This window comes from Shewanella sp. SG44-2 (assembly GCF_014164215.1).
GTDB classification, from domain to species: Bacteria; Pseudomonadota; Gammaproteobacteria; order Enterobacterales; family Shewanellaceae; genus Shewanella; species Shewanella frigidimarina.
The window spans coordinates 35,055-47,141 of record NZ_JACJEU010000025.1 but is presented as its reverse complement, the minus strand read 5'-3'; the positions used below and the strand labels follow the sequence as shown (position 1 = coordinate 47,141).

The window sequence follows — 12,087 nt, the reverse complement described above, 5'->3', positions numbered from 1 at the left end:
TATGACTCCTTAATCTTTACGGAACATCTTCAGCATGCGCTGAGTGACGGTAAACCCGCCAAAGATGTTGATACTGGCAATAAGCACCGCGACAAACGCAAGCGCCGTGACTAATGCTGAACCTTGGCCTATTTGCAATAACGCCCCAACCACAATAATGCCTGAAATAGCATTAGTGACCGACATTAACGGCGTATGCAATGAGTGCGACACATTCCACACCACGTAATAACCCACCACACACGATAGGATAAACACGGTGAAATGCGATAAGAACTCAGCGGGAGCAACAGAAGCGACTGCAGCAAAACCAGCAAGCCCTAACACACCTAAAATGTATTTAAGTTTTGACGGTGCTTTGTCAACTTTGGCCGCTTTTGGCTCTATACTCGCTGCTGGTTTTTGCGGTGCCGCAGACACTGAAATGGCTGGAGGTGGGAAAGTTATTTCGCCGCCACGAGCCACGGTCATGTTACGCATCACTACATCGTCAAAATCGAGCACTGCATTACCGTCTTTGGCTTTACACATTAACTTCATCAAGTTAACTAGGTTAGTGCCATAAAGTTGTGACGATTGCGCCGGTAAACGACCCGGTAAGTCGGTATAACCCAACACTTTGACGCCGTTATCGGTAATAAAGCGTTCGCCAGTGACGGTGTATTCACAGTTACCGCCAGTTGCTGCCGCTAAATCGACAATCACAGAGCCCGGTTTCATGGTATCGACCATGTCTTTGGTGATCAGCTTTGGCGCAGGACGACCAGGAATTAATGCGGTGGTAATGATGATATCGACGTCTTTGGCTTGTTCAGCAAAGAGCGCCATTTCAGCAGCAATAAACTCTTCTGACATGGTTTTAGCGTAGCCGTCAGACGAGCCGCCTTCATTGTTTTCAAATTCAAGCTTTAAGAAGCTACCGCCCATTGACTCAATTTGCTCAGCCACTTCAAGACGAGTATCAAATGCGCGCACTATGGCGCCTAGCGAGCCCGCTGTACCAATAGCGGCAAGCCCGGCTACACCAGCGCCAATTACCAACACTTTGGCTGGTGGCACTTTACCTGCTGCAGTAATTTGCCCGGTAAAGAAACGACCAAATTCGTGGGCGGCTTCGATCACCGCGCGATAACCACCAATGTTGGCCATCGATGATAAGGCATCGAGTGATTGGGCGCGTGAGATGCGTGGCACCATGTCCATCGCCATCACAGTAATATTGTGACTTGACAGTTTTTCAACAAGTTCAGGGTTTTGGGCAGGCCAAATAAAACTCACCAGCGTCGTACCTGGTTTCATTTTGGCGATTTCGTCATCGGACGGTGCATTCACTTTAAAAATAAAGTCAGCGTCGTACACATTGTCGACCACATCCGCCCCAGCGGCTTCAAATGCAGCATTATCAAAGCTCGACTTCACACCTGCCTGTGCTTCAATTGCCACACTAAAGCCGAGTTTTATTAGTTGTACCACAGTGGCTGGAGTCGCGGCGACTCGAGTTTCACCTTCGATACTTTCTCTCGGTATTCCAATCTGCATGACTGTTTCCTGATGGTTAATAAAAAGACCGTCTATTGTTGTTCCCCATCAATAGACCATTCCGTTTGAGTATTTCTGCCTCACATGCTGCACTTTGAAGATAGAAAAAGAGCAGCATATGACCATTGAAGTCGGGTAAACTATTTAACCAATGGCATTACGTTGACACAGTTACATTGTATTTGCATGTCGTTTTACTCAGAGAACAATCAACCTGAGAATTATTCATCAGTTAATTGGCGCTCCTAGCTTGCGACATGAGGCATGTTCGGTACAAGTGCCTTTAGGTTAATTAAAGGGTTTTAAATTAAGGTAATTTAAAAACTTTTAACTGCGCCACACTTTTGTAGCTTAAAAAAACATCTTTGCATATTCCTAAATGGAATAAAAAATCATCTTTTATTCTTTTTTGGTTTTTGTCCTTAGGAGTAAGCTAGTTCACATTACACTGTTATAAGGCCGTCTTATGTTGTTAAAAGAACTTTCAGCTTTAGCATCGCCATTGTCTCAAGGACAAGTCGATAAGCTAAAGCAACTCACATCTGAATTATCTTCAGTTCAACTTGCATGGGTCAGTGGTTATCTCGCTGCGAGTGCTAACCAAGGTCAAGGCGGTGTCGAGACGACAGCAGAGACAAGTGCCGCACCAACAGTTACGATTTTATACGGTAGCCAAACGGGCAATGGTCGTGGCGTAGCTAAAGAGCTAGCGGCTAAAGCGCAAGCGCAAGGTTACGCGGTTAATTTAGCTTCTATGGGCGAATACAATGTCCGTCAACTAAAACAAGAAACCATCTTGTTATTGGTTGTTAGTACTCATGGTGAAGGCGAAGCGCCTGACGATGCGATTGAACTACACAAATTATTATCCTCAAAGCGTGCACCTAAATTAGATAAGCTTCATTATTCTGTGTTAGCGCTAGGTGATTCAAGTTATGAGTTTTTCTGCCAAACCGGTAAAGACTTTGATGCGCGTTTAAGTGCACTAGGGGCAACATCTTTATTGCCGTTGGTAGAATGTGATGTTGATTATGAAGATATTTCACAACAATGGCAGGACAGCGTTGTAGAAGCTGTTAAGCCGTATATTCAAGCATCAAGTGCAAGTGTGGTCTCTATTGGTACTGCATCAGTTGCTGGTGAAAGCGAATATACCAAGCAAAACCCCTATACCGCAGAAGTACTCGTCAGCCAAAAAATTACTGGTCGAGATTCTGATCGTGATGTCCGCCATGTTGAAATTGATTTAGGCGAGTCAGGATTAACTTATCAAGTCGGTGATGCGTTAGGTGTATGGTTTAGTAATAACGAAGTGCTTGTCGATGAAGTTATCACCGCGCTCGGGTTAGCTGCAGACGACAATGTTACCGTATCAAAACAGTCATTATCATTAAAGGCTGCGTTAACTGACAAGAAAGAATTAACTCAGTTATACCCAGGTCTAGTTAAAACATGGGCTGAGTTGAGTGGTAATGCTGAACTAGCTGCCATTAGTGAAGACAAAGAACAAACCAGACAGTTTATTCTTAAGCATCAGTTAGCCGATTTAGTTGCAATATATCCTGCCAAGGTTAGCGCCGTGCAATTAGTTGATATGTTACGTCCATTAACGCCACGCTTATATTCAATAGCCTCTAGCCAGGCCGAAGTTGAAGCCGAAGTACACTTAACAGTGGCATTGGTTGAAGATGAGCGTCAAGGCCAAGCTCGTTTTGGTGGTGCATCGCATTTCTTAGCCTCAGCTGAAGAAGGCCAGCAGGTTAATGTATATGTTGAGCCTAATAACCATTTCCGCTTACCAGAAAACCCAGAAACACCGGTAATTATGGTGGGTCCTGGTACTGGTGTTGCGCCATTCCGCGCCTTTATGCAGCAACGCGCCGCAGACGGTGTGTCGGGTAATAGTTGGTTATTCTTTGGTAACCCACACTTTGAGCAAGATTTCTTATACCAAGTTGAATGGCAGCAGTATCTTAAAAATGGCGATTTATCGCGTTTAGATGTGGCTTTCTCGCGTGATCAAGCTCATAAAGTGTATGTTCAGCATCGCATTGCCGAGCAAGCTGAAGCGTTGTGGCAGTGGCTACAAAATGGCGCGCATGTGTATATCTGTGGTGATGCAGAACGCATGGCAAAAGATGTACACCAAGCATTAGTGAATATAGCGGTTGAACAAGGTGGCTTAAGCGCTGATGACGCAGAAGCTTACTTTGAAACACTTCGTAGCGACAAACGCTACCAAAAAGACGTGTACTAAATTCGACCTCGGTTGCTAGCCAAATCTAGCAACCCAATCGCACTAATGAATTGAACAGAATTAAGAGAGGCCCAGGCCATGAGTGAGCAAAAGTTAGCGTTAAACGAATACTTAAAAATCGACAGTGATTATTTACGAGGCGACATCCAAGAGGGTTTAGATACTCAAGTGACAGGATCGTTTAGTGATGGCGATCAACAGTTGATCAAATTCCACGGTTTTTATCAGCAAGACGATCGTGATTTACGTAACGAGCGTAAAGAGCAAAAGTTAGAGCCATTGCATAGCTTTATGCTACGTGCCCGTGTACCTGGTGGTATTTGTACTCCAGCGCAGTGGTTAGAAGTGGATAAAATTTCATCTACGCTAACCACCTCAAACAGCATTCGTTTAACCACGCGTCAAACGTTTCAGTACCACGGCATTCCTAAGCGTAATTTAAAAACCTTGATCCAAGGTCTTGATCGCGCCGCACTCGATTCTATTGCCGCTTGTGGTGACGTAAACCGTAACGTGATGTGTAACCCAAACCCGGTTGAATCTAAGTTACATGCTCAGGCGTATGCGGTTGCCAAGCATTTATCTGATCATCTATTACCACACACTCGCGCTTACGCTGAGATTTGGTTAGATGAAGAAAAGCTATTAGGCACCGAAACGGTTGAACCGGTTTACGGTAAAACCTATTTGCCACGTAAATTTAAAATGGCGGTTGCAGTTCCACCACATAATGATGTCGACGTATACACCAACGACCTTGGTTTTATTGCGGTAGCAGAAGCCGGCGAGTTAATTGGCTTTAACTTGGTTGCGGGTGGCGGCATGGGGTCTACCCACGGTGAAGTAGAAACCTTCCCACGTTTAGCTGACGACTTTGGGTTTATTAAAACTGACGACGTTACCAAGTTTGCCGAAGCGGTAATGACCGTTCAACGTGACTGGGGTAACCGTGTTGTACGTAAACGTGCGCGTTTGAAGTACACCATTGTTGATCATGGCTATGATGCATTTAAAGCAGAAGTAGAGAAACGTGCCGGGGTTAAATTTGAGCCCAAACGTGATGTGATTATTGGCGATCGCGGCGACCGTTATGGTTGGGTTGAAGGTATCGACAATAAGTTCCATTTAACGCTGTTTATTGAAAGTGGCCGTATTAAAGACATGCCAGGTCAAACCTTGCAAACTGGTCTACGTGAAATAGCCAAAATCCATAAAGGCGATTTCCGCATGACATCTAATCAGAACATGATTATTGCCGGTGTCGCTGCACAAGATAAAGCTGAAATTGAAGGGTTAGCGCGTAAACATGGTTTATTAGGCCAGGTGCTAAGTGGTACTCGCGGTCATTCAATTGCCTGTGTGGCATTGCCAACTTGCCCATTAGCGATGGCAGAAGCTGAACGTTACTTCCCTGAGTTTATTGATCACATTGATGCTCTACAGGCTAAGCATGGTATTAGCGAGCAATCAATTGTGGTGCGTATGACCGGTTGTCCAAACGGTTGTGCCCGTCCATTTGCGGCTGAAATTGGTTTAGTGGGTAAAGCTCCTGGGCGTTACAATTTGTATTTAGGCGCCAGCTTTGAAGGCACGCGTTTGAATAAAATGCATAAAGAAAACATTCAAGAAGCTGAAATTTTAGCTGAATTGGATACCTTGTTTGGCCGCTACGCCACAGAGCGCGATGCGGGCGAAACCTTTGGTAACTTCACTGTGCGCATTGGCGTAGTGAAGGCGGTTAATGACGCCGCTAAGGATTTTCATGCCTAATGAAGTGGTAACGACTGCGCCAACTGGCGCGGCCGTCGATCATTCTGTGACTCCGGCTCAACTGCAGGCGTTATTATTAGCGCCTAAAGCAGAGCAAACTGCAGCGCTTGAAAACATTAACCTGTTTTTAGCAGGTTTAACGGCGCAACAACGAGTGGCTTGGGGCCTGGCATATTTACCGGGCGATCATGCGTTATCGTCTAGTTTTGGTATTCAAGGCGCGGTGATGTTGCACATGGTGACTCAAGCGCAAAGTGATATTCCGGTGATTTTAACCGACACTGGCTATTTGTTTGCGGAAACCTATCAATTTATTGATCAGTTAACTGAGCGCTTAAACCTCAATCTTAAAGTGTACCAAGCGGGTCAAACCCAAGCGTGGCAAGAAGCCCGTTTTGGTAAGCTATGGGAGCAGGGGATTGACGGCTTAGAAAAGTATAACCGCATCAATAAAGTTGAGCCTATGCAACGTGCATTAGCTGAATTAAATGTCGGTACCTGGTTCGCAGGCTTGCGTCGTAGCCAGTCTAGCACCCGTGAAGCATTGCCGATTTTAGCCATTAGTGGTAAACGTTTTAAGTTGTTACCCATCATTGAGTGGAGCAACAAAGACGTGCATATGTACTTAACTGAACATGACTTGCCATATCACCCATTATGGGAACAAGGCTATGTGTCGGTAGGCGATACTCACTCAAGTAAACCTCTTGAGTTGGGCATGAGCGAAGAAGAAACTCGTTTTAATGGCTTACAGCGAGAATGTGGTCTGCACTTCGATATCTAGTTGTGAAGTGGTGTTAGATAACGTACTCCATTCATCCGCAATTTATTGCGGATGAATGCATTTTAAGGCTTTAATTATCTACCGTATCACCCTCTATTTTGTCTTAAATTCGACGTTATTCTTGTTAATTAATTTGTTTTATTGTTGTCATTCATAAGTTTGAATTATGAGATAAACGGCTTTTATCTCATCGGTTTGTAATATCATGCAGCCAAATTATCACCAAGCATGTTTGTTAGCATGTTGTCAGACATTGCAACGTTATAATTAAAAAGGACAGGTTGAGGTTGGTTTGTCCTCCTAAATAATTAGTTGTGCATTGAATTGAGCTACTGGTTTTATGTGTGGATAGAAAATAATTAAATTTTATTTAAATTTTCATGCATCAGTGCCGATAATAGTCTAGATTTAGAAATTCCTGTAGACGGTTTTTGTGGACGCTTTGGGATTGTTTTTGCAATCCACGTACCTTCAAAAGCTTCGCTCGCATCCTCGAGCACATTGATTGACTTGTTAGCGTATAAGCAATCTGTTCGGTTGTTCCCGATAACTCAGCGGTTTGAGTTATCGGGAAATCAAATGTTTGAGTTATTTCCTGCTTAATCCTTTTTGCTTCTCATCTCTATGTTGATCAAATTCCCTTTCTAAGCTCGTTGGATAATAAGCTGCCTTTTTGATGTTATTGGTTTTTTATTAGTGCTGTTTTCTGCATAAATATCACCCCAAAAGGCAACATCTAATGCGCTGATTAACATTTAATGCTAAATTAATCCGCAGTTTATCGGTGAAATCGATAATGCTTATCCCAAAAAGATAATAAATGTTTAAACGCTAACTCATTTCAAGGAAGAGTTAACAATAATATAAATTGGAGTTTATAGATGAATAAAATGGCAATTGCTGCTGTGGTATTGGCTGTTGGTGCTGGTGGATACTTTCTGTCGCAACAAGGGACGTCAGTCGTTAAGAACGATCCTATGTTGGACTATGTCCCAGCTGATACATTAGCGTTTTCTGGGCAGTTAGTTCCATTTCCGTTAAAAGATTATCTGTATAGCATTGCAGGTAATTACCAAGCTTATGATCTGGATAAAATGCTGTCGCTAGATGATAGCTCTTCAGCTCAAGAGCGCTTTTTTATCAGTTTATATAAGCAATACATGACCGTGTTGCCAGAGCCTGAAACCTTACTATCAACATACGGCTTACCTGATTCAATTAAGAGTTATTTTTATACCTTAGGTGCATTGCCGGTAATGAAAGTTGAGATCAGCAATCCTGCAGCATTTTGGGCGGAATTAGATCGCGCTGAGCAAGAAAGTGGCTTAACTCATACAATGGGCAAATCTGGTTCTGTTGAATATCGCGGTTATACATTGACTGATGTTGATGAGAAAGAGCACGCTGAGATTGTATTTTCTGTTAAAGATGGCTGGTTAACCGTGACATTGAATACGTCATTTAATCAACCTGAGTTGCTTGAAACCGCATTGGGTGAAAAGAAAGTTGACCATCCAATTAGCGAAACCACCATGTTGCAAGACATCGCTAAGACTCATGGTTTTATGCAAGACAGTATTAGCTTTATTAATCATGTTGAATTGGTTAAAGGGTTAACATCGACAGACGGTAATATGCTGGCCAAGCAAATGACCAAAATGATTGAAATTCAGGGTGAAGATCCATTTGCAGAAATGAAAACACCAGTGTGTCAAACTGAATTAAATGCTATTGCTGCTAATTGGCCGCGCAGTGTAATGGGGTTAAATTCATACTCTATTACTCGCGACGAAAGTACTATTGATGCCGCTGTTGTGCTTGAAAGTAACAACCAAGTGATTTTGTCTGCATTGAATAAAATGCGTGGTTTTGTGCCATCATTTGCCAGTAACGGTCACGACAATATCTTGTCATTTTCATTAGGCATTGATGTTAATCAACTCGCACCAGCACTGAACGAAGTGTGGAAAGATTTACAAACACCGCAATATCAATGTGCTGCATTGGCTCAAATGCAATCAGAGTTAAGTGAGTTAAATCCAGCTATGCTTGGCATGATGACGGGTATGGCTAATGGTGTTAAAGGCATTAGCGTGACATTAGCTGATTACAAGCTAACTGAGAAAAATGGCCAAGCTAGTTTTGAAAAACTAGACGCATTAATTAGTGTGTCGGCTGAAAAACCGATGATGTTAGTTGATATGATGAAGCCGTTTTACCCGCCGCTTGCAGAAGTGGACTTGAAAGATAATGGCGATCCAGTCGATATTACCCCTATGTTAATGTTGCCACCTGAATTTGGGGTTAGTGCAAAGTTAGCCATTAAAGGTAGCCATTTAGTTGCTTATACTGGCGACAGAGGTACAGAGTTAGCTGATTTGATGTATAAGCAATCACTTGAATCTAATGGTTTCTTTGACTTGTCTGTTGATTACCAAAAAATGTTTGCTCCGTTAGTCGATATGGCAGAAATGAGTGGCGAACCAATGCCAGAAGAATTACTGATGTTAAAAGACTACGACATGCGTTTACAGATGTCGGTAGACTTTACGGATAAGGGCTTAGTAATTGGTTCTAAAGTAAATTCTAAAGCGAGTGCTAAATAATTTCATTAACGCTACTAGTACGACGTTAACGAAACTAAAAAAGGTGACCAAATGGTCACCTTTTTTATGTCTCACGCATGACGTTTAAGCGTTAACAGCTAATTGTTGATGTTAATTCTTGACGCTAATTCTTTACGCAAATTAAAGACACTAATTGCCCTACTTACAGGATGTCATTTAACGCAATACCAATACCAATTCGTTGATTATGATGGTTATAATCAATTAAGCTTTCACCATACCCGTTAAAATACTGAGTATATATACGTAGATTACCGATGATAGGGTAACTCCAGGTGAATTCAACCGCCCCACGATTTGTGCTGCTTAAGTTATTGCGTAACAGCATTGTAAAACGGTGCTCATCTAAGCCATACACGCCTGTTAATTCAAAGTTACCCATGTAGCGATTAATATCTGGATTATCATCGCCATCTGGTGAATTAATATCTTCTTTTTCATCTTCAGGAATACGCCACCAGACTTTAAGTCCTAATGCGAATGGACCTTTGTCAAATACCGCACTGCCGTATATTCGATTCCAACTTCTTGATAATTGTGTAGTTTGCCCGTTAGATTGGTGCACAGCCCCAAAACCTAAAAACGAGTTAGTAAATCCACCAATTTTCCAGTCGTTGTTAAATAGCATGAACACTTCAGGTTCGTGATTGGTTTCACGGAAGGGAGATGACGCATCTTTATTATAAACTTGCCAATACGATTGATTGGTATAAGCAAAAAACAAATGTCCATTATCGCCAAACACGTTATACCAAACCGGGAATTTAAAACTGATTTGAAACTTTGCTTCTAGCTTGTCGATATTGACGTCTTCATCTGGATATTTAACCTCAAATGGCAACGAGTTTGTTCTTGTTTGATAAGTAACAGGCAATAAGTAATTGGCTTTGTGTGGAGTCAGAACAAAGGGTTTTTCTGATGTGGCTAATTCTCTTTTGACCCGCTGATCAACTAATGAGTCTTCTGCAAGGGCGAGGGTGCTAAAGCCAAGTAATAATAGCGAGAGTCCAAGATATTGAGTGCTTTTTATCATTGCATCATCCATAAGCATAATTATAGGTTTAATTTTAGTGTAATTCTTAGTATCAGCATTTTACGGTGTTCATTGTTATCAATTGCCAGAGCTTTGTCGAATTAAGTTAACAATTCTTTTCATTTCAATGCGGCATTCTATACGTATTGGCATGTCAAATAGATTAAATCGCGAACAAATTTTTTTATATGCTATTTAGTTATAAAAACTAACTATTAACTATTGTATATGGAATATAGAAAACGCTATATTTGAACATGGTCAAATATCTTGAGGTAAATGTGATGGAGTTAGTATCTATGCCAGGGCAACAAGCCAAAGGCAAAGTGTGGTTAGTCGGCGCCGGTCCTGGCGACGTTGAACTACTAACACTAAAAGCCTATCGCATTCTTAAACAAGCCGATGCAGTGTTATATGACGCATTAGTCAGCCAAGACATTTTAGATTTGATCCCCAGTAACGCTGAAAAAATTGCTGTGGGTAAGCGCGCAGGTAAACACAGCGCAGCTCAAGATGAAATTAATCAGCTATTGGTGACTAAAGCATATACCCGTAAAAATGTTGTGCGTTTAAAAGGCGGCGACCCGTTTATTTTTGGCCGCGGCGGCGAAGAGCTACAAATTTTAGTGGCTGCCGGTATTGCTTTTGAAGTAGTCCCAGGTATTACCGCTGCCAGTGGTACTTCCGCTTATGCAGGTATCCCGCTAACGCATCGTGATTATGCCCAGGGTGTCACCTTTATCACTGGTCATTGTCAGTTAGCGAGTCGCCCTATGGATTGGCAGGGTTATGCTAACACTAACAATACTTTAGTAGTGTATATGGGCATATTAAATGCCAATATTATTAGTGATGGTTTAATCAACGCAGGCCGCAGTGCTGATACGCCAGTGGCCATTGTGTCTAACGCGACCACGTCATCACAACAGCGGTTTATTGGTAAATTAGGCGAGCTGGCTCAATTAGCCGCAGATCCTGCTTTACAGATGCCTGCGCTGATGATTATTGGTGAGGTTGTTGAATTAGCTGACAGCTTAAATTGGTTTGATCCCGTCAATGCGCAACAAAAAACAGATTTAGACACAGTCGCTAAAGCGCTGTAGTCGAATAATTTAACCCGCTGCTCAGCAGCAATATTAGGTAATGGAGAATCATCATGGCAGGCCGTTCGTTAAGCCATTTACAACAACTGGAAGCCGAAAGCATCCAGATTATCCGTGAAGTAGCAGCTGAGTTTGGTAATCCTGTCATGATGTATTCGATAGGTAAAGATTCATCGGTGATGCTGCATCTTGCGCGCAAAGCTTTTTACCCGGGTAAAATTCCATTTCCGTTATTACATGTCGATACGGGTTGGAAATTCAAAGAGATGATTGCCTTTCGTGATGCACAAGCCAAGGCGTTTGGTTTTGAGTTACTGACTCATACTAATCAGGAAGGTGTTGAACAAGGTGTTGGCCCATTTACTCATGGCAGTGCCAAGCACACTGACATTATGAAAACCCAAGGGTTAAAACAAGCATTGAATAAATATGGTTTTGATGCGGCTTTTGGTGGCGCACGACGTGACGAAGAAAAGTCTCGTGCCAAAGAGCGGGTATATTCGTTCCGTGATAAGCACCATCGTTGGGACCCTAAAAACCAACGTCCAGAGTTATGGCGCACCTATAATGGCGCGGTCAATAAAGGCGAGAGCATTCGAGTGTTCCCTTTATCTAACTGGACTGAGCTCGATATTTGGCAGTACATCTATCAAGAAAATATTGAAATCGTACCGTTATATTTTGCAGCCCCTCGTGCTGTAGTAAACAAGGGTGGTCAGCTCATCATGAAAGATGATGACCGTATGCCGTTAGAAGAAGGTGATGTTGAATCGGTTGAACGGGTTCGTTTTAGAACCCTAGGTTGTTATCCGCTAACGGCGGCGATGCCTTCAGAAGCCGACACCTTAGAAAAAATTATTGAAGAGATGCTGTTAACTCGTTCAAGTGAACGTCAAGGTCGCTTAATTGATTCTGACCAAAGTGCGTCAATGGAGCAGAAAAAGCGTCAAGGCTATTTCTAAACAATTGAACAT

General features: G+C 42.6%; 8 protein-coding genes. 6 read left to right on the top strand and 2 right to left on the bottom strand.

Translation table 11 applies throughout. The annotated features are described in order from the left end of the window. Window positions 1–9: 9 nt before the first annotated feature. On the bottom strand, window positions 10–1,539 hold the full coding sequence (locus H5181_RS16030; protein ID WP_182751512.1) for a Re/Si-specific NAD(P)(+) transhydrogenase subunit alpha: 1,530 nt from the start codon (window positions 1,537–1,539) through the stop codon (window positions 10–12). Window positions 1,540–2,005: 466 nt separating this feature from the next. Between H5181_RS16030 and H5181_RS16025 the strand changes: the two genes are divergently transcribed. From H5181_RS16025 to H5181_RS16010, 4 genes are all read left to right on the top strand, one after another. Continuing rightward, entirely contained in the window at window positions 2,006–3,796 is a 1,791-nt protein-coding gene (locus H5181_RS16025) for an assimilatory sulfite reductase (NADPH) flavoprotein subunit (RefSeq protein WP_182751511.1), read from the top strand. A gap of 78 nt (window positions 3,797–3,874) precedes the next feature. Then, on the top strand, window positions 3,875–5,566 hold the full coding sequence (gene cysI, locus H5181_RS16020; RefSeq protein WP_182751510.1) for an assimilatory sulfite reductase (NADPH) hemoprotein subunit: 1,692 nt from the start codon (window positions 3,875–3,877) through the stop codon (window positions 5,564–5,566). Then, window positions 5,559–6,350, top strand: coding sequence for a phosphoadenylyl-sulfate reductase (locus H5181_RS16015; RefSeq protein ID WP_011638630.1), 792 nt, complete (start codon window positions 5,559–5,561; stop codon window positions 6,348–6,350). Before cysI ends, H5181_RS16015 begins: the two co-directional genes overlap by 8 nt. An 881-nt stretch (window positions 6,351–7,231) precedes the next feature. Continuing rightward, window positions 7,232–8,956 (top strand): hypothetical protein, encoded by a 1,725-nt coding sequence (locus tag H5181_RS16010; protein ID WP_011638629.1) that lies wholly within the window; start codon window positions 7,232–7,234, stop codon window positions 8,954–8,956. Window positions 8,957–9,119: 163 nt separating this feature from the next. Here the strand turns inward: H5181_RS16010 and H5181_RS16005 are convergent, their stop codons facing one another. Then, on the bottom strand, window positions 9,120–10,010 hold the full coding sequence (locus tag H5181_RS16005) for a phospholipase A (RefSeq protein ID WP_041413199.1): 891 nt from the start codon (window positions 10,008–10,010) through the stop codon (window positions 9,120–9,122). A gap of 284 nt (window positions 10,011–10,294) precedes the next feature. On the opposite strand from H5181_RS16005, the gene cobA reads away from it, so the two are divergent. Then, window positions 10,295–11,113, top strand: a complete 819-nt coding sequence (gene cobA / locus H5181_RS16000; RefSeq protein ID WP_182751509.1) for a uroporphyrinogen-III C-methyltransferase — start codon at window positions 10,295–10,297, stop codon at window positions 11,111–11,113. 53 nt (window positions 11,114–11,166) lie between these two features. Continuing rightward, window positions 11,167–12,075 (top strand): sulfate adenylyltransferase subunit CysD, encoded by a 909-nt coding sequence (gene cysD / locus H5181_RS15995; RefSeq protein ID WP_011638626.1) that lies wholly within the window; start codon window positions 11,167–11,169, stop codon window positions 12,073–12,075. Window positions 12,076–12,087 lie beyond the last annotated feature (12 nt).

Coding starts and splice junctions, on each gene's coding strand:
- cysD (WP_011638626.1), top strand. CDS start 11,167: ATGGCAGGCCGTTCGTTAAGCCATTTACAACAACTGGAAGCCGAAAGC.
- cobA (WP_182751509.1), top strand. CDS start 10,295: ATGGAGTTAGTATCTATGCCAGGGCAACAAGCCAAAGGCAAAGTGTGG.
- H5181_RS16015 (WP_011638630.1), top strand. CDS start 5,559: ATGCCTAATGAAGTGGTAACGACTGCGCCAACTGGCGCGGCCGTCGAT.
- H5181_RS16005 (WP_041413199.1), bottom strand. CDS start 10,010: ATGATAAAAAGCACTCAATATCTTGGACTCTCGCTATTATTACTTGGC.
- cysI (WP_182751510.1), top strand. CDS start 3,875: ATGAGTGAGCAAAAGTTAGCGTTAAACGAATACTTAAAAATCGACAGT.
- H5181_RS16010 (WP_011638629.1), top strand. CDS start 7,232: ATGAATAAAATGGCAATTGCTGCTGTGGTATTGGCTGTTGGTGCTGGT.
- H5181_RS16030 (WP_182751512.1), bottom strand. CDS start 1,539: ATGCAGATTGGAATACCGAGAGAAAGTATCGAAGGTGAAACTCGAGTC.
- H5181_RS16025 (WP_182751511.1), top strand. CDS start 2,006: ATGTTGTTAAAAGAACTTTCAGCTTTAGCATCGCCATTGTCTCAAGGA.